General features: G+C 58.6%; 18 protein-coding genes. 11 read left to right on the forward strand and 7 right to left on the reverse strand.

Going from position 1 to position 18,293, the window contains the following annotated elements:
* Positions 1–25: 25 nt before the first annotated feature.
* From hycE to hycA, 5 genes are all read right to left on the reverse strand, one after another.
* The gene (hycE, locus tag PGR09_RS11125) at positions 26–1,735 is read right to left on the reverse strand and encodes a formate hydrogenlyase subunit HycE (protein ID WP_015370028.1); all 1,710 of its coding nucleotides are present in this window, start codon (positions 1,733–1,735) and stop codon (positions 26–28) included.
* Positions 1,736–1,751: 16 nt separating this feature from the next.
* Positions 1,752–2,675, reverse strand: a complete 924-nt coding sequence (locus PGR09_RS11130) for a respiratory chain complex I subunit 1 family protein (RefSeq protein WP_045395381.1) — start codon at positions 2,673–2,675, stop codon at positions 1,752–1,754.
* 2 nt (positions 2,676–2,677) lie between these two features.
* A complete protein-coding gene (gene hycC, locus PGR09_RS11135) occupies positions 2,678–4,504 on the reverse strand; it encodes a formate hydrogenlyase subunit 3 (protein WP_320482820.1) in 1,827 nt (608 codons plus the stop codon).
* Positions 4,501–5,109 (reverse strand): 4Fe-4S dicluster domain-containing protein, encoded by a 609-nt coding sequence (locus PGR09_RS11140; protein ID WP_047044110.1) that lies wholly within the window; start codon positions 5,107–5,109, stop codon positions 4,501–4,503. The genes hycC and PGR09_RS11140 overlap by 4 nt, the downstream gene beginning before the upstream one ends.
* An 82-nt stretch (positions 5,110–5,191) precedes the next feature.
* Positions 5,192–5,641 carry a formate hydrogenlyase regulator HycA gene (hycA, locus tag PGR09_RS11145; RefSeq protein ID WP_015703262.1) on the reverse strand — a complete coding sequence of 150 codons (450 nt, stop codon included), beginning with the start codon at positions 5,639–5,641 and terminating at the stop codon, positions 5,192–5,194.
* Between the two features lie 212 nt (positions 5,642–5,853).
* Here hycA and hypA point away from each other — a divergent pair, with 212 nt between their 5' ends.
* From hypA to PGR09_RS11195, 10 genes are all read left to right on the forward strand, one after another.
* A complete protein-coding gene (gene hypA, locus PGR09_RS11150) occupies positions 5,854–6,198 on the forward strand; it encodes a hydrogenase maturation nickel metallochaperone HypA (protein WP_015370023.1) in 345 nt (114 codons plus the stop codon).
* A 6-nt stretch (positions 6,199–6,204) separates the two neighbouring features.
* A complete protein-coding gene (hypB, locus tag PGR09_RS11155) occupies positions 6,205–7,077 on the forward strand; it encodes a hydrogenase nickel incorporation protein HypB (protein WP_430916150.1) in 873 nt (290 codons plus the stop codon).
* On the forward strand, positions 7,068–7,340 hold the full coding sequence (locus PGR09_RS11160) for a HypC/HybG/HupF family hydrogenase formation chaperone (RefSeq protein WP_015370021.1): 273 nt from the start codon (positions 7,068–7,070) through the stop codon (positions 7,338–7,340). The genes hypB and PGR09_RS11160 overlap by 10 nt, the downstream gene beginning before the upstream one ends.
* Entirely contained in the window at positions 7,340–8,461 is a 1,122-nt protein-coding gene (hypD, locus tag PGR09_RS11165) for a hydrogenase formation protein HypD (protein WP_047044106.1), read from the forward strand. Before PGR09_RS11160 ends, hypD begins: the two co-directional genes overlap by 1 nt.
* The gene (gene hypE / locus PGR09_RS11170; RefSeq protein ID WP_289578205.1) at positions 8,458–9,468 is read left to right on the forward strand and encodes a hydrogenase expression/formation protein HypE; all 1,011 of its coding nucleotides are present in this window, start codon (positions 8,458–8,460) and stop codon (positions 9,466–9,468) included. The genes hypD and hypE overlap by 4 nt, the downstream gene beginning before the upstream one ends.
* A gap of 135 nt (positions 9,469–9,603) precedes the next feature.
* Positions 9,604–11,676, forward strand: coding sequence for a formate hydrogenlyase transcriptional activator FlhA (flhA, locus tag PGR09_RS11175; RefSeq protein WP_045377386.1), 2,073 nt, complete (start codon positions 9,604–9,606; stop codon positions 11,674–11,676).
* A 410-nt stretch (positions 11,677–12,086) separates the two neighbouring features.
* Positions 12,087–13,004, forward strand: coding sequence for a metal ABC transporter substrate-binding protein (locus PGR09_RS11180; protein WP_063416277.1), 918 nt, complete (start codon positions 12,087–12,089; stop codon positions 13,002–13,004).
* A complete protein-coding gene (locus PGR09_RS11185; RefSeq protein WP_045395371.1) occupies positions 13,001–13,822 on the forward strand; it encodes a manganese/iron ABC transporter ATP-binding protein in 822 nt (273 codons plus the stop codon). Before PGR09_RS11180 ends, PGR09_RS11185 begins: the two co-directional genes overlap by 4 nt.
* A complete protein-coding gene (gene sitC, locus PGR09_RS11190) occupies positions 13,819–14,667 on the forward strand; it encodes an iron/manganese ABC transporter permease subunit SitC (RefSeq protein ID WP_430916151.1) in 849 nt (282 codons plus the stop codon). Before PGR09_RS11185 ends, sitC begins: the two co-directional genes overlap by 4 nt.
* Positions 14,661–15,515, forward strand: coding sequence for a metal ABC transporter permease (locus tag PGR09_RS11195; protein WP_045395370.1), 855 nt, complete (start codon positions 14,661–14,663; stop codon positions 15,513–15,515). The genes sitC and PGR09_RS11195 overlap by 7 nt, the downstream gene beginning before the upstream one ends.
* 341 nt (positions 15,516–15,856) lie before the next feature.
* Here PGR09_RS11195 and PGR09_RS11200 read toward each other — a convergent pair whose 3' ends face one another.
* Together PGR09_RS11200 and PGR09_RS11205 are read right to left on the reverse strand one after the other, a co-directional pair.
* On the reverse strand, positions 15,857–16,198 hold the full coding sequence (locus PGR09_RS11200; RefSeq protein WP_063416281.1) for a nitrous oxide-stimulated promoter family protein: 342 nt from the start codon (positions 16,196–16,198) through the stop codon (positions 15,857–15,859).
* Positions 16,199–16,258: 60 nt separating this feature from the next.
* The gene (locus tag PGR09_RS11205; RefSeq protein WP_045395366.1) at positions 16,259–17,146 is read right to left on the reverse strand and encodes a LysR family transcriptional regulator; all 888 of its coding nucleotides are present in this window, start codon (positions 17,144–17,146) and stop codon (positions 16,259–16,261) included.
* A 182-nt stretch (positions 17,147–17,328) separates the two neighbouring features.
* On the opposite strand from PGR09_RS11205, the gene PGR09_RS11210 reads away from it, so the two are divergent.
* Positions 17,329–18,270 carry an AEC family transporter gene (locus tag PGR09_RS11210; RefSeq protein WP_045395364.1) on the forward strand — a complete coding sequence of 314 codons (942 nt, stop codon included), beginning with the start codon at positions 17,329–17,331 and terminating at the stop codon, positions 18,268–18,270.
* Positions 18,271–18,293 lie beyond the last annotated feature (23 nt).

Below are 18,293 nucleotides of genomic sequence, written 5' to 3' on the forward strand. Positions count from 1 at the left end.
TGAGGGGCCCCACGCAATGGCTCAATTATTTCAGCGGCGAGTTTTTACGCTCGATGCTGTAGCGCTCCAGCTCTTTGTACGGCACCACTTTGCTTTTCTTCTTACGCACATCGACCACCGTCATGCGGTCGGTACAGGAGTAGCAGGGATCGAGGCTGCCGATAATCAGCGGCGCGTCGGAGACGGTGTTGCCGCGCAGCATATAACGCAGGGTCGGCCAGTTGGCGTAGGTGGCCGCACGGCAGCGCCAGCGGTACAGTTTTTGGTTATCGCCGGTCATGCTCCAGTGGATATCGTCGCCGCGCGGCGCCTCCGAGAAGCCCAGCGCAAAGCGGTGTGGAATATAGGTGAAGCCATCCACCATCAGCGGGCCGCCGGGCAGATTGTCGAGACCGAAATCAATCATATTCAGCGCGGTATAAACTTCGTTGATACGCACCTTGAGGCGAGAAATCACGTCGCAGCCCTGCTCACTATGGACTTCCATCGGCAGCAGACCGTAACCGACGAACGGGTGATCGGCGCGGGTATCGCGGGCGTGGCCGCTGGCGCGGACCATCGGGCCGACGTTACTGAAGTCGCGGGCGATTTCTGGATCCAGACGGCCAATACCGACGGTGCGCTGTTCCATGTTCGGCGTGCTGAGCAGCATATCCACCAGTTCCTGCACATCGCGACGCATCTGCTGCGCCAGCTGGCGGGTCTGGATCATGTCCTCTTTCAGCAGATCGCGGCGAATCCCGCCGATCAGGTTCATGCCGTAGGTTTTACGCGCGCCGGTGAGGATCTCCGCCATCTTCATTGAGGTTTCGCGCACGCGGAAGAACTGCATAAAACCGGAGTCAAAACCGGTGAAATGGCAGGCCAGGCCAAGGTTCAGCAGGTGCGAGTGCAGGCGTTCCACTTCCAGCAGAATGGCGCGGATCATCTGCGCGCGCTCCGGCACCACGATGCCCATCGCGTTCTCCACCGAGGTGGTATAGGCGGTGCTGTGGGCGAAGCCGCAGATGCCGCATACCCGATCCGACAGGAATGTCACCTCGTTGTAGCCCATGCGGGTTTCCGCCAGCTTTTCCATGCCGCGATGGACATAGAACAGGCGGTAATCGGCGTCGATAATGTTCTCGCCGTCGACAAACAGACGGAAGTGTCCAGGCTCATCGGAGGTGACGTGCAGCGGGCCAATCGGCACCACGTTGTTTTTCTTACTGCCGAGCTCGTTAATGAACTCGTAGGTCTCCGCGTCGGTGGTCGGCGCCGGGCGCTGGCGGTAGTCCATGCTGTCTTTACGCAGCGGATAGAGTTCATCCGGCCAGTCGTCCGGCAGCACCAGGCGGCGCTCGTCCGGCAGGCCCACCGGCACCAGACCGTACATATCGCGTACTTCGCGCTCGCCCCATACCGCCGCCGGCACGCGCGGGGTCACCGACGGATATTCCGGTTTGTTGGCATCGACTTCCACGCGCACGGTGATCCAGCATTTAGTGCCCTGCTCCATCGACAGCACGTAGTAAACCGCATAGTGGCCGTTCAACTTACGTTCGTCGTTGCCGAACAGTACCGACAGCCAGCCCCCCTGCTTGTAGTACAGGAACTCGACCACTTCCGGCAGGTAGTTAACCTTCACGGTGACGGTTAGCTGATCTTTGGTCTGCCAGGCTTCGTCCAGCACCACGCCAGGAAAGGCCTGGTGCAGCGCCGCAAGATAGTGTTGACCGATTTTTTCTTCAGACATGCTCAAATTCTCTTAATCACGCCACCAGCAAGGAGACGAAAGCTAAAAAGGCGAAACCAAACCCGGCCCAGGTGACGCGGGAGGTGGCACAAAAACGCAGACGCGCCATGCTGTTTTCGAATAGCGCGATAATCAGCACTCCCGCCACCAGCTTGACGATGGCGACCACCAGCGCCAGCAGCAGGCCTGGCGCGCTAAAGCTGGTCATCTGTCCCCACGGGATAAATACGCCGACGAACATCTGCAGCACCACCAGCTGTTTCAGGCTGATGCCCCACTTCAGCACCGCAAAACCGCTGCCGCTGTACTCGGAAAGCGGCCCTTCCTGCAGCTCCTGTTCGGCCTCGGCTAAATCGAACGGCAGTTTGCCCATTTCGATAAAGGTGGCGAAAGCGCAGGCGCACAGCGCCAGGATCAGCGGGATGCTGCGCGCGGCGGGCCAGTGGTAAATGGTGTCGGTAATCGCGCTAATATGGGTGGAGCCGGCTACCTGCGCCGCGACCCACAGCCCAAGCAGCAAGATCGGTTCGACCAGCACGCCGAGCATCGCTTCACGGCTGCTGCCGATAGCGGTGAACGGACTACCGGTATCCAGGCCGGAAATGGCGAAGAAGAAACGGGCGATGGCGAACAGGTAGATAAGCGTAATCAGGTCGCCCAGCCCCGGCAGCGGTGAATCTACGGTCACTACCGGCAGCGCGGCGGCGATGGTCAGCATCACGCCGACCATCACAAACGGCGTCAGGCGGAATACCCAGCCGGAAGCGTCCGGGCCCACGCTCTGGCGACCCAGCAGTTTCAGGATATCCCGATACTCCTGCAGTACGCCCGGCCCGCGGCGGTTATGCAGGCGCGCGCGGGCAACGCGGGTCAGGCCGGACAGCAGCGGCGCGACGGCAAACAGTACCAGCGCCTGTATTAATGCAACGAATAGGTTCACTCTCAGGCTCCTCGCGAAATCACAATCACCACCAGTACCGCCAGCTCGATCAGCGCCACGCCGCGCAGCAACGCGGGCGCGGCGGCGTTCTGCCAGCCGGGCACCAGCCGTACCGGATTCAACCAGTGACGCAGCTTCAGCAGCGGCGCAAAGGCTTCTTTCACCGGCATGGCGAAGCCGTGGGCGGTGACCACCATCGCTTGTTCATGATCGTAGCCGCAGACCCACGCCGCGCCGCGCGAGCGCGCCGGCAGGCGGTCGCCTTTGAAGAAGATCATCAGCAGGAACGGCAGCAGCGGACAGGCAATCAGCAGAATGGCGATCAGCGGCTGCGATACGACGCTTGTGGTCTGCGCCGGAACCGGAATGACGTGGCCGACCAGCGGCAACAGCCACGGCGCCGCCACGCCGCCGATGACGCAGCACGCGGCGGCCAGCACCACGCTTAAGGTCATCAGCCAGGGCGCGCAGGTGGCGTTTTCCGCCTCTTGACTGCGCGGCGCGCCAAGGAAGGTGACACCGTAGACTTTGGCCATACACATCACCGCCAGCGCCCCGGTAATCGCCAGGCCAACCGCCAGCAGCGGCCCCAGCAGACGGCCGATAAACGCCTCGCCGGTGCTCAGCTTGAAGAAGGATTGATAGATAACCCATTCGCCGGCAAAGCCGTTCAGCGGCGGCAGCGCGGCCATCGCCATCAGCCCCACCAGCATGGCGAGTGAAATCAGCGGCATTTTTTTACCGATGCCGCCCAGCTTCTCGATATCGCGATGCCCGGTACGGAACCACACCGCCCCCGCGCCAAGGAACAGCGTGGTTTTGAACAGGCTGTGGTTGATCAGGTGGTACATGCCGCCGATAAAGCCCAGCACCATCAGCGCATTGTTGCCGGTGGCAATACCGGTGACGAAGGCGCCGAGGCCAAGCAGAATAATGCCGATGTTTTCCAGAGTGTGGTAAGCCAGCAGGCGCTGGATGTTATGTTCCATCAGCGCGTACAGCCCGCCGATAAAGGCGGTAATCATCCCCAGCACCAGCAGCAGCACGCCCCACCACAGCGGCGGTACGCTACCGGCCAGCGACACGGTCAGGATCCCGTACAGACCGACCTTCATCACCACCGTTGAAAACAGCGCGGCGGCCGGGGCGCTGGCGCCCGCATGCGCCTGCGGCGCCCAGCCGTGCAGCGGGATCACCCCGGCGAGCAGGGCAAAACCGAGCAGACCCGGCAGCCACAGCGCCATGTTCTGCGGCGCGCCGGCGGCCAACTGGCTAATCGCCGCCAGATCGAGAGTGCCGTAGAACGACCACACCAGCCAGCAGGTCCACGCCAGCAGCAGGGTACCGAGACGCCCCAGCGCAAACCACAGTTTGCCGGACTGTGCGCAACCGGTGAGAAACGCGGCGCACAGCGCCATGATTTCCGCCATCACCACCAGGCTGCCGAAGTTAGTCACCACCACCGCGCAGGTGGCGGCAGCCAGCAGCAGGTTAACCAGCAGGCCATTCGATTTGACCTGCGGATGACGATGCCAGGAAATGTTAAACAGCGAAATCGGCAGCGCCGACAGGCCGATGGCCAACAGCCACAGAGCGTTAATCCCGCCCACCCGCATCGCCAGATGCAGATACTGCAGCATGCCGCCGTTGATCCGCTCCGGCGCGATCAGCGCCGAGAAGCCGGCGACGATTAACATCGCGCTGGCGACCGCGCCGCCGATCCCGGCAATCGCGCCGCTCAGCGGTTTACGCAGACTAAACAAAAACGCCAGCACCGCGCTGGCGGCATACCAGGCAACCGCCTGATTCACTAATGCAACCACGCTCATTTCACGCCCCCTTGTTGCGCCTGAAACAGCGACAAATCGCCGAGGTCGGTATTAAAGGTCAGTTCGCGCTTACGCTTGCTGGACTTAGCAATATCGCGAATATCCACCAGCAGTAAGGCTTTGGTCGGGCAGGTCCGCACGCAGGCCGGGCCCTGCTCATCAAAGTGGCAGAGGTCGCATTTCACGGCGATAGCGCGAACGCCAGGCACCCAGTCGAGCAGCGAGCTGACGCGGGCCGGAGCCGGCGGCGCGGCGGGCGCCATCGGCGTGTTAGCGTTGGCGGGAATATCCAACGGGCGGCTGCCGGAGAATTCAATCGCGCCGAACGGGCAGGCGATGCCGCACAGTTTGCAGCTCACGCACAGGCTTTCATTGAGCTGTACCGCGCCGTCAACGCGAGTAATGGCGTTGACCGGGCACACCGCGGCGCAGGGCGCGTCTTCGCAGTGGTGGCACATCTGCGGCGCAGACTCTTTTTCATTACGCATGACCTGCAGGCGCGGCATACTTTGCAGGCCATACTGGCGGTGCGTCTCGGAACAGGCGGCTTCGCAGGTGCGGCAGCCAATACAGACGCTGGAATCAGCAATTACAAAACGGTTCACCGGGTCATCCTCGGGTGAAAGTCACTTTTGACGAAATCAGGCCGCGCAGGTGTCGGTTTCGACACTTGTCGACACTTCACAATTAATGGACCTGCGCCAGATGGTTTAAATCCACCGGCTGGTCACGCTCCATGGCCTCATACAGGCGGTCATAGACGGTGGCGATGATCGCCAGGTAGTGTTCCAGCACCGCTTCGCGGGAACGGTTACTGATGCGACCGTCAATTACGCCTTCCGCATCCAGCGTCGCCTGGGCGATCAGCCGTTTGTCATCGCCATTTTTGCTTTCTACGTAGTATTCGATGGTGTGGCTGTTAAAGCCTTCCGCCAGCGCGACATATACCTGAAAGTGGCCGAACAGCACGAAGCACAGCTCTTTGTCCGGCGCGCAGCTCATCGCGTGATGCAGACGCGCTTTCGACAGGGTGATGCCCTGAACCAGCGAGTTGCAGTAGGTGTGCCACTGCTCCTGATGCTGGCGGTGACGATCGGCGATGTAGTCCGCCTTTTCACTTAATTCCCAAATTGTCATCCCGGATCCTCCCGTTACATGAGATGCACCGGTTAAGCATTTTCCATGCCAAAATTTATTTATTTGAATCTAAAGGAATTATTAAAAACTCGCGCGCCATCACGACATGTCGATGACAGCCGCACGTCGTCGTCATCGACAGTTCCCCCGCCGTTTATGGTCTCCTGGCATCGTTATTGCATATAGCCGCCATAGTATTAACGGAGGCCAACATGCACGAAATCACGCTAAGCCAGCGGGCGCTGGAAATTATTGAGCAACAGGCGCGGCAAAACGGCGCGCGCCGGGTCACTGGCGTGTGGCTGAAGGTCGGCGCGTTTTCCTGCGTGGAGGCCAGCGCCCTCACCTTCTGTTTTGAACTGGTGTGCCGCGGCACGCTGGCGGAAGGCTGCGCGCTGCACATTGCCGAACAACAGGCCGAATGCTGGTGTGAACGCTGTCAGCAGTATGTGCATCTTGTCTCTCAGCACGTCCGCCGCTGCCCGCACTGCGATAACGACCAGTTGCAGATCGTGGCGGATGATGGCTTACAGATTCAGCGCTTAGAATTGGAGTAAAAGATTATGTGTACGACATGCGGCTGCGGAGAAGGCAACCTTTATATCGAAGGCGATGAACATAACCCGCACTCGGCGTTTCGCAGCGCCCCCTTCGCCCCCGCCCCGCGCCAGACCATGACCATCACCGGCGTGAAAATCGATAACTTTGCCCCGACCCGCAGCGCGCAAGGCGATCTGCATTACGGCCACGGCGAAGCGGGTACCCACGCGCCGGGGCAAAGCCAGCGGCGGATGCTGGAAGTCGAAATCGACGTGCTGGATAAAAACAATCGCCTGGCGGCGCGCAACCGCGCGCGCTTCGCGGCGAACAATCAACTGGTGCTGAATCTGGTCTCCAGCCCCGGCTCCGGTAAAACCACCCTGCTCACCGAAACCCTGACCCGCCTAAAAGGCATCGTCGACTGCGCGGTCATTGAAGGCGATCAGCAGACGGTCAACGATGCCGCGCGTATCCGCGCCACCGGCACGCCGGCGATTCAGGTCAATACCGGCAAGGGCTGCCATCTCGATGCGCAAATGATTGCCGACGCCTCTGCGCGTCTGCCGGCTGGCGATAACAGCATTCTGTTTATCGAAAACGTCGGCAACCTGGTCTGCCCGGCCAGCTTCGACCTTGGCGAACGTCATAAAGTGGCGGTGCTGTCGGTCACCGAAGGGGAAGATAAACCGCTGAAGTATCCGCATATGTTTGCCGCCGCCAGCCTGATGCTGCTCAACAAAGTCGACCTGCTGCCGTACCTCAACTTTGACGTCGAGAAGTGCCTCGCCTGCGCGCGGGAAGTGAATCCGCATATCGAGATTATTTTGCTCTCCGCCACCAGCGGCGAAGGCATGGACCAGTGGCTCAACTGGCTGGAGACGCAGCGATGTGCATAGGCATTCCGGGGCAAATTCGCACGATTGACGGCGTGATGGCGAAGGTTGAAGTGTGTGGCATTCAGCGCGAAGTCGATCTGACGCTGGTCGGCGCCGTCGACGAGCAGGGCCAGCCGCGCATCGGCCAGTGGGTGCTGGTACACGTCGGGTTCGCCATGAGCGTGATTAACGAAGCCGAAGCGCGCGATACCCTCGACGCGCTGCAAAACATGTTCGAGGTTGAACCGGACGTAGGCGCGTTGCTATACGGCGAGGAGCGATAATGCGTTTTGTTGATGAGTACCGCGCGCCGGAGCAGGTGCTGCAGCTGGTCGAACATCTGCAGCAACGCGCCCGGCTGCTGGACTATAGTGAAGCCCGCCCGCTGCGGATGATGGAGGTCTGCGGCGGTCATACCCACGCCATCTTTAAATTCGGCCTCGACCAGCTATTACCGAAGAATATTGAATTTATTCACGGCCCCGGCTGCCCGGTGTGCGTCCTGCCGATGGGCCGCATTGACGCGTGTATCGAGATAGCCAGCCGCCCGGAGGTGATTTTCTGCACCTTTGGCGATGCGATGCGCGTGCCGGGAAAAAACGGGTCGCTGCTGCAGGCGAAGAGTCGCGGCGCCGATGTGCGAATCGTTTACTCGCCGATGGACGCCCTGCGGCTGGCGCAGCAGAATCCGCAGCGCGAGGTGGTTTTTTTTGGTCTCGGTTTCGAAACCACTATGCCCGCCACCGCGCTGACGCTGCGTCAGGCCCGCGAGCGCAACGTCGACAACTTCTACTTTTTCTGTCAGCACATCACCTTACTGCCGACGCTACGCAGCCTGCTGGACCAGCCGGACAACGGTATCGATGCGTTTCTCGCCCCCGGCCACGTCAGTATGGTGATTGGCACCGACGCCTACGGTTTCATCGCCAGCGACTATCATCGGCCATTAGTCGTTGCTGGATTTGAACCACTTGATCTACTGCAAGGCGTGATCATGCTGGTTGAGCAGAAAATAGCGCAGCGCAGTCAGGTAGAGAATCAGTACCGTCGCGTGGTGCCGGATGCCGGTAACGCGCTGGCGCAGGCGGCAATCGCCGAGGTCTTTTGCCTGAGCGGCGATAGCGAATGGCGCGGCCTGGGGACGATCAACGATTCCGGCGTTTGCCTGACGCCAGATTATCAACGCTTTGACGCCGAGGCCCATTTCCGCCCGGCGCCGCAGCGCGTTTGCGACGACCCGCGCGCCCGCTGCGGTGAAGTGCTGACCGGGCGTTGTAAACCACACCAGTGCCCGCTGTTTGGTCGCGTCTGCAACCCGCAGAGCGCCTTTGGCGCGCTGATGGTCTCCTCAGAGGGCGCCTGCGCCGCCTGGTATCAATATCGCAGTCAGGAAAATAAAGCATGAAAAGCATTCAGTTAGCTCACGGTAGCGGCGGTCAGGCGATGCAGCAACTCATTGGCGAGCTGTTTATGCAGGCCTTCGCCAACCCCTGGCTGGCCGAACAGGAAGATCAGGCGCGTTTAGATCTCGCCGGGCTTGCCGCCCAGGGCGATCGGCTGGCCTTCTCAACGGACAGCTACGTCATTGATCCGTTATTTTTCCCCGGCGGCGATATCGGCAAACTGGCAATTTGCGGCACCGCCAACGACGTCGCGGTCAGCGGCGCCGTGCCACGCTATCTCTCCTGCGGGTTTATTCTCGAAGAGGGGCTGGAGATGGCGACGCTGGAAGCGGTGGTGCGCAGCATGGCAACTACCGCTCAGCAAGCTGGAATTGCCATTGTGACCGGCGATACCAAAGTGGTGCCGCGCGGCGCGGCAGATAAAATATTCATCAATACCGCCGGTATTGGCGCCATCCCCGGCGATATTCACTGGGGAGCGCAGCAGATTAGCGCCGGCGATGTGCTGCTGGTCAGCGGCACGCTCGGCGATCACGGCGCCACCATTCTTAACCTGCGCGAACAGCTGGGGCTGGACGGCGCATTATCCAGCGACTGCGCGGTGCTGACGCCGCTTATCCAGACCCTGCGCGAGATTCCGGGCATCAAAGCGCTGCGCGACGCCACCCGCGGCGGCGTCAACGCGGTGGCGCACGAGTTTGCCGCCGCCAGCGGCTGCGGTATCGAGCTGCATGAAGCGAAGCTGCCGGTCAACGATACGGTGCGCGGCGTTTGCGAACTGCTGGGGCTCGACGCCCTGAATTTCGCCAACGAAGGTAAACTGGTGATTGCCGTCGCCAGAGAAGCCGCGCCGCGCGTACTTGAGCATTTACGGTCTCACCCGCTCGGGCAGAATGCCGCGATAATTGGCGACGTTGTCGAGCGCGTCGGCGTGCGCTCCGTAGGGTTATATGGCGTTAAACGCACGCTCGATCTTCCCCACGCCGAGCCGCTGCCGAGAATTTGCTAACCACTGACCGGCCGGAGGGCGGCAGCCGCCTTATCCTGGCGACGTCAAAGCGGCAACAATTGTTTTATTAACAGACTATTATTTGATTCATCTCTTTATTCTGCGCCGCGCTGCGGCGCTTTTTGGACTTAAGCAATGTCGTATACACCAATGGGCGATCTCGGGCAGCAGGGTCTGTTTGATATCACCCGTATTTTATTACAGCAGCCCGATCTGGCCGCGCTGAGCGAAACGCTAACCCGTCTGGTGCAGCAATCCGCGCTTGCCGACCGGGCGGCGATTATCTTGTGGAACCACGGCAACCATCGCGCCGCCAGGTACGCCTGCGACGACGCCGGGCAGCCGGCAAGCTACGAAGATGAAACCGTACTGGCTCACGGCCCGGTACGCCGCCTGCTGTCGCGCCCCGACGCGCTACATTGCGACAACGCGACCTTCGCCGAAACCTGGCCGCAGCTGGCCGCCAGCGGCATTTACCCGGAATTCGGCTACTACTGCCTGCTGCCGCTGGCGGCAGAAGGCCGCATCTTCGGCGGTTGTGAGTTCATCCGCGACGACAACCGGCCATGGAGCGAAAAAGAGTACCAGCGCCTGCATACTTTCGCGCAGATTGTCGCCGTCGTCACCGAGCAGATCCAAAACCGGGTCAGCAACAACGTCGATTACGACCTGCTGTGCCACGAGCGCGATAACTTCCGCATCCTGGTGGCCATCACCAACGCCGTCCTGTCGCGCCTCGATATTGACGAGCTGGTCAGCGAGGTGGCGAAAGAGATCCACCGCTATTTCCGCATCGACGCGATCAGCGTGGTGCTGCGCAGCAACCGCAAAGGCAAGCTCAATATCTACTCCACCCACTATCTCGACGCCAGCCATCCGGTCCACGACCAAAGCGAAGTCGATGAAGCCGGCACGCTAACCGAGCGGGTGTTTAAGAGCAAAGAAATGCTGTTGCTCAATCTGCATGAGCACGACTCGCTGGCGCCGTATGAGAAAATGCTCTTCGAGATGTGGGATAACCAGATCCAGACCCTGTGCCTGTTGCCGCTCATGTCCGGCAATACGCTGCTCGGGGTGCTGAAGCTGGCGCAGTGCGATGAGCAGGTGTTTACCACTACCAACCTTAAACTGCTGCGGCAAATCGCCGAGCGCGTGTCGATAGCTATCGATAACGCCCTCGCCTATCGCGAGATCCAGCGGCTGAAAGAACGGCTGGTGGATGAAAACCTGGCGCTCACCGAACAGCTCAACAACGTCGAAAGCGAGTTTGGCGAAATCATCGGTCGCAGCGAAGCGATGCACAGCGTGCTCAAGCAGGTGGAAATGGTGGCGCAGAGTGACAGTACGGTGTTGATCCTCGGTGAAACCGGCACCGGTAAGGAACTGATTGCCCGCGCTATTCATAACCTGAGCGGGCGCAACGGCCGACGGATGGTGAAAATGAACTGCGCGGCGATGCCCGCGGGCCTGCTGGAAAGCGATCTGTTCGGCCACGAGCGCGGCGCTTTTACCGGCGCCAGCGCCCAGCGCATCGGCCGTTTCGAACTGGCGGACAAAAGCTCGCTGTTCCTCGATGAGGTCGGCGATATGCCGCTGGAGCTGCAGCCGAAGCTGCTGCGCGTTCTTCAGGAGCAGGAATTCGAACGCCTGGGCAGTAATAAACTGATTCAGACCGATGTACGGCTGATCGCCGCCACCAACCGCGATCTCAAACAGATGGTTATCGATCGTGAATTCCGCAGCGATCTTTACTATCGGCTCAATGTGTTCCCGATCCACCTGCCGCCGCTGCGCGAACGGCCGGACGATATTCCGCTGCTGGTGAAAGCGTTCACCTTCAAAATCGCCCGCCGTCTGGGGCGCAACATCGACAGTATTCCGGCGGAGACCCTGCGCACGCTTTCACGCATGGAGTGGCCGGGCAACGTGCGCGAGCTGGAAAACGTCGTCGAGCGCGCGGTTTTGTTAACCCGCGGCAACGTACTGCAACTGTCGCTGCCGGAAATGCATATTGAACAAGAGACGCTGGCGCCGGAAGTGCTGCCGGAGGAAGGCGAAGATGAATATCAGCTGATCGTCCGGGTATTGAAAGAGAGCAACGGCGTGGTGGCCGGGCCAAAAGGCGCCGCCCAGCGCCTGGGGCTCAAGCGCACGACGCTGCTGTCGCGCATGAAGCGTTTAGGCATTAATAAGGATCGGTTAGTCTAGCCCGGCGATATGTCTCTCATGGCGGAGGGATTTTCCCGGAGGCGGCGCATTGCGCCTTCTCCGGGCTACCAAATCGCACAGGACCGTAGGTCGGATAAGCGTAGCGCCATCCGACAAAATAACGGCACAACCGCTTGCGCTCTCCCCGGTGGCGCTTACGCTTACCGGGGCTACCAAATCGCGCATGGACCGTAGGTCGGATAAGCGTAGCGCCATCCGACAAAATAACGCAGCGACCCATCGAATACCGGACCGAACCCGGATTACCCCTCCCTGCCAAATCCTTCTCAACCTAATCATTACCCCAACATCTAAATAAGAATTATTTTCATTTATAAATAGCTTGTGCTATATAACATAGCAAAGGCTATAAACGATGATTAATTAATCGCAATACCGTGAGGGATCCTATGCCGCATCTGCCGCCATTCAAGCACCTGTTGTTCTCCGCCGCATTAGCGCTGCTTGCTATCGCCCCCGCTCAGGCGCAAGAAAAATTCAAAGTCATTACCACCTTCACCGTGATCGCCGATATGGCGCAGAACGTCGCCGGCGACGCCGCTGACGTCAGCTCAATCACCAAACCAGGCGCGGAAATTCACGAATATCAGCCGACGCCGGGCGATATCAAACGCGCGCAGGGGGCGAAGCTTATTCTCGCCAACGGTCTCAACCTCGAACTGTGGTTCGCCCGTTTTTATCAGCACCTGAACGGCGTACCGGAAGTCGTGGTCAGCAACGGTATTCAGCCGATGGGCATCAGCGATGGCCCCTACAACGGCAAGCCCAACCCGCACGCCTGGATGTCGGCGGATAATGCGCTGATCTACGTCGATAATATTCGCGATGCGCTGGTGAAATACGATCCCGTCAATGCCGACACCTATCGCCGTAACGCCGAGGCCTACAAAGATAAAATCCGCCAGACCATGGCGCCGCTGAAGGCCGAACTGGCGAAACTGCCGGCAGACAAACGCTGGCTGGTCACCAGCGAAGGCGCATTTTCCTATCTGGCGCGCGATAACGGCCTGCAGGAGCGTTATCTGTGGCCGATTAACGCCGACCAGCAGGGCACGCCGCAGCAGGTGCGTAAAACCATCGACACCATGAAGAAGGAGCATATCCCGACCATCTTCAGTGAAAGCACCATCTCCGACAAACCGGCGCGACAGGTCGCCCGTGAAGCCGGCGCCCACTATGGCGGCGTACTGTATGTTGACTCACTGAGTACCGCCGACGGCCCGGTGCCGACCTATCTTGACCTGCTGCGCGTCACCACCGAAACCATCGTCAAAGGGATCAACGATGGCCTGAGGAAACAGTCATGATTGCGCCGCAAGCGGGACTTATCGTCGACCAGGTCACGGTGACCTATCGCAACGGCCACACCGCCCTGCGCGATGCAACGTTCAGCGTACCGCGCGGATCGATTGCCGCGCTGGTGGGGGTCAACGGCTCCGGTAAATCGACGTTGTTCAAAGCGCTGATGGGCTTCGTGCGCGTCGGCCACGGCGATATCGCCATTCTCGGCCAGCCGGTCAACCGCGCGCTACGGCAAAACCTTGTCGCCTACGTACCACAATCGGAAGAGGTGGACTGGTCCTTTCCTGTGCTGGTGGAAGATGTAGTAATGATGGGCCGCTATGGTCATATGGGCTGGCTGCGGCGGGCGAAGCCCCGCGACCGGCAGATTGTCGATGCCGCGCTGGCCCGCGTAGGGATGAGCGAATACCGCGAAAGGCAAATTGGCGAGCTCTCCGGCGGGCAGAAAAAGCGCGTGTTCCTCGCCCGCGCCATTGCTCAGGAAGGCAAAGTGATCCTGCTCGATGAGCCGTTTACCGGCGTCGATGTGCAGACCGAGGCGCGGATCATCACCCTGCTGCGAGAACTGCGCGACGAAGGCTGTACCATGCTGGTCTCTACCCATAACCTCGGTTCAGTCAGCGAATTTTGCGATTACACGGTGATGGTGAAAGGCACCGTGCTGGCCAGCGGCCCGACGGAGACCACCTTCACCGCCGAGAACCTGGAGCTGGCCTTCAGCGGCGTGTTGCGTCACGTCACACTCACCGGTGCGGAAGAACGCATTATTACCGACGATGAGCGGCCGTTTATCAGCCATCGCGCGGCGGGGGGCCAACGATGAGCTGGCTGCTGGAGCCGTTTGGCTATCAATACATGCTCAACGCGATGTGGGTCTCGGCATTAGTCGGCGGCGTCTGCGCCTTTCTCTCCTGCTACCTGATGCTCAAAGGCTGGTCGCTGATTGGCGACGCCCTCTCCCACTCGATCGTTCCCGGCGTCGCCGGCGCTTATATGCTCGGCCTGCCCTTTGCGCTCGGCGCGTTTCTCTCCGGCGGCCTGGCGGCAGGCAGCATGCTGTTTCTTAACCAGCGTTCGCGGCTTAAAGAGGACGCCATCATCGGGCTGATTTTCTCATCGTTTTTCGGCATCGGCCTGTTTATGGTGTCGCTGAATCCGACCTCGATGAACATTCAAACCATTATTCTCGGCAACATTCTCGCCATCGCTCCGGAGGATATTATCCAGTTGGCGGCGATTGGCTTTATTTCGATGGCGATCCTGTTGCTGAAGTGGAAAGACCTGATGGTCACCTTCTTCGATGAGAACCATGCCCGCTCAATTGGCCTTAACACCAGCGGCCTGAAGCTGCTGTTTTTCACTCTGTTGGCTGCCTGCACCGTGGCGGCGCTGCAAACCGTCGGCGCGTTTCTGGTCATCTGTCTGGTCGTGACGCCCGGCGCCACCGCCTGGCTGTTAACCGACCGCTTCCCGCGTCTGCTGGCCATTGCCGTCGCTATCGGCAGCCTGACCAGCTTCTTCGGCGCGTGGCTGAGCTACTATCTTGATGGTGCCACCGGCGGCATCATCGTGGTGGCGCAGACGCTGCTGTTCTTAGCCACCGTTGTCTTCGCGCCGAAGCACGGCCTGCTGGCCAACCGCCGCCGCGCCAGGGAGGCCTCATGCTAACGATGCTCCTTGAACCATTACAGTTTCCGTTTATGGTCAACGCGATGCTGGTGGCGACGATCGTCGCCGTCCCCTGCGCACTGCTGTCGGTATTTCTGGTGTTAAAAGGCTGGGCGCTGATGGGTGATGCCATGAGCCACGCGGTGTTCCCCGGCGTGGTGGTGGCCTACATTATCGGCATCCCCTTCGCCATCGGCGCGTTTATTGCCGGCTTATTTTGCGCCGTCGCCACCGGTTTTCTCGACGATAACAGCCGTATCAAGCGCGATACCATTATGGGGATCGTCTTCTCGGGGATGTTCGGCGCCGGGCTGGTGCTGTACGTGGCGATTCAATCCGAGGTCCATCTCGACCATATTCTGTTTGGCGATATGCTGGGAATATCCGCCAGCGATATCGGGCAAACGGCGGTGATTGCGCTGGCGATTGCGCTGATTATCGGGCTAAAGTGGCGCGATTTTTTACTGCACGCTTTTGATCCGAATCAGGCCAAAGCCAGCGGCCTGCGCTGCGGGCTGCTGCATTATGGCCTGCTGTGCATGATCGCCCTGACTATCGTCGCGACGTTAAAGTCGGTGGGGATTATTCTGTCGATTTCGCTGCTGATAGCGCCCGGCGCTATCGCTCTGCTGCTGACGCGGCGCTTTGTCAGCGCATTATTGCTGGCAACGGTAATCGCCGTGGGCTGTTCGCTGGCGGGCGTCTGGCTGTCGTTTTATCTCGATAGCGCGCCGGCGCCAACCATCGTGGTGCTGTTTACCGCGCTGTTCGTGCTGGCCTTTGTCGCCAGCACGATCCGTGACGGTCAGAAACAGAAGGCGTCAGCAACGCTCTCCGGTAGCGGCTAACGCCAGCATGAATGCCAGGAGCTGTAGCCCTGCTAAACGCAGCGCGAGCAGGGAGAATTGTCGGATGGCGCTACGCTTATCCGGCCTACAGTCCGTGCGGCCTGCCTTTAATTTATTCACCATGCTGGCTGAAACTGCCGGTGCTGGCGATCTCAAAACCCCCGGTGGCGCTGCCGCTTACCGGGGCTACAGCGCTGTGCGATTTGGTAGCCCGGAGAAGGCGCAACGCGCCGCGTCCGGGAAAACCCCTTAAAAAAGTTGCCAACCGATAACAGTATCCACGCTCCTTCAACCGCGATCCCCGGTAGCGGCGAAGCGCAGCGCAAGCCGGGGAAAGGCCGCTATTTTTTCGGCCGGTATTTTTCCGGCAGCTCCGGCACCGGCCGCCTGTCGTCAATCAGGTGACGAATGGTCAGAATCGGATGCCGCCAGAGCATCCGCGGCCCGGCCCAGCGCATGATCTGCTTCATCTCTTCCCGCTTCGCCGGTTGATAGCAGTGTACCGGACACTGTTTACAGGCCGGCTTCTCTTCGCCAAATACGCACTTATCCAGGCGCTTATCGGCGTAGGTATTGAGCGCCTGGTAATGTTCATCCTCGTCACGGGCGTCCGGGCAGCGGCGTTGATACAGCCGAATCATACAGCTGATAGTCTTTTTTTCACGTTCGATGCGCTTACCCATGCCACAGCCTCAAGTTAATAAGATGCATTCATTATACACCTTTGTATCTATCAGGGCATCTCACTGCTTCAGATGCTGAATTAGCTGCAGCGCGGCTCCGGATAACACGCCAAAATGGCTCCAGGCATAGAAATCTCTGACAAACACGCTGCCTTCCGCTTCCAGCGGGCGCAACAATCCAAGCTTCTCTTCCAGTCGATAGACGGGGGCGGGCATTGACGTTAAAAGATCGCTCTCAGCGATAAAGGATTTTATCGCCGCGGATGAAGCGCACTCGATAATCGGAACCGGACAGGGCAGCTGATGCGAGCGAAAAATATCTTCGAGGATAAGCATCGGCGTGCTTAACGGCGGCGGCATGATCCACGGATAGTCGAGCATCGCCGCAAGCGACAGGCGCTTGTCTTTTTGCAGCGGATGGTCTGGCCTTGAAATGATACAAATACGGTCCTGCCAGTTAATTTTACCGCGAACCACGATTTTATCGTCGTGGGGCAAGGGCCCGCAAAGGGCGATATCTATTTCATGCATCAGCAGCAGTTTAAATAACTCTGAGTCAATGCGGTCGAAGATTTTGATATGTATCCGGGGATGGCTTTTATGAAAGGCGGCTAATTTATCAATAAAGTGGCTGGTTAACAGGCTGGATACGCAGCCGATTCTCAAAATCCCCTTGCCCGCTCCGCGGATCAGCGCCATCTCCTCTCTGGCCTTGTTCTCCGTGTTCAACATTGTCATGGCATAGGGTAAAAACGCGCTGCCATACTCGCTTAACGCCATTCCATGCTTGTGCCGTTCAAATAAGGTGGCATTCAGATCCTCTTCCAGGGACAGCAACAATCGGCTGAGTCCGGATTGCGTAATCCCCATTTTCTCCGCTGCCAGGGTCATATTCCCTTCGCTGGCGACGGTCAGAAAGGCTTGTATCTGTTTAATTTTCATAGCCATGACAATTACTCATTGAACGGATTGTTTTTACATTTCCCCCTCGCTTCTTTTTGCGTCAAAAATGCAGTAATCAAGGAAAATCAATATTGCAACAGCGGCGAATTTCCAGGGGGGAATCATTCTCAATATTTATAGTTCAACACTCTGTCTCTAACAATAATTTATAATGAGAATACATCACTATGACACAGAACAACATTCTATTAATTCTTGGCGCTATATTACCCGTTATCATTACCGTTCTCATTGGCTATATCAGCGGTAAACGTAAAGACTTCAATTGGCAACAGGCTGGTGATATTAATAAAATTGTAATGCTGTATGCTTTACCACTGAGTATTTTCAGTAATATGGTCATGACGCCGCGGCATATCGTGATGAGCATGGGCCCTGTCGCCATCGCCATTATCCTTGCGCTAATTCTGAGTTTTGTTATTCCTTTAGTTATTGCCCGTTATATCTGCAAACGCTCCCTGGCGCTCAGTACTTTACAGGCTCTGGCCATCGGCTCGCCGGCCGTTCCCTTCATTGGCACCTCGGTACTGGCTTTTTTATTCGGCACCGTCAGCGCCTCATTAATTACTGTTTCCAGTATTACGCAAAATGTCTTCCAGCTTCCGCTGGTGATGATTCTGATGTCCGTTGCAACGGGGGATAAAAGCCAGAATATCTCTTTTACCACGCGGGTGATCAACGCCATCAAGCAGCCGGTGGTATGGTCGCCGGTTGTCGCGCTGATATTAGTATTAATGGATATTCATATTCCTGAAACCGTATCAATGTCGCTAGGGCTGCTGGGTAAGGCCTCCGGCGGACTGGCGCTGTTTGCCGCAGGCATCGTGCTTTATACTCGCAGCATTGTCATCACCTCAGCCACCATTATTACCGTCATCGCTCGTAATATTCTGGTGCCCGGCGCCTGCTACCTCATTTTGTTAAAAATGGGTTTCAGCATGGAGCAAATAAAACAAGTGGTATTAACGATGGCGATTCCTGTGGGTTCGATCGCCATTATTATCGCCATGCAATATAAGTCCGGCGAGCAAGAAATGGCCTCGACCATGGCGCTAAGTATTATTACTTCCATCATTACGATGGGCGCATTTATTTTCCTGACCTTTTAATCACGGCGATAACATCGCGTTAA

The sequence above is a fragment of the Klebsiella sp. 141251 genome (assembly GCF_050600725.1).
GTDB classification, from domain to species: Bacteria; Pseudomonadota; Gammaproteobacteria; order Enterobacterales; family Enterobacteriaceae; genus Klebsiella; species Klebsiella aerogenes.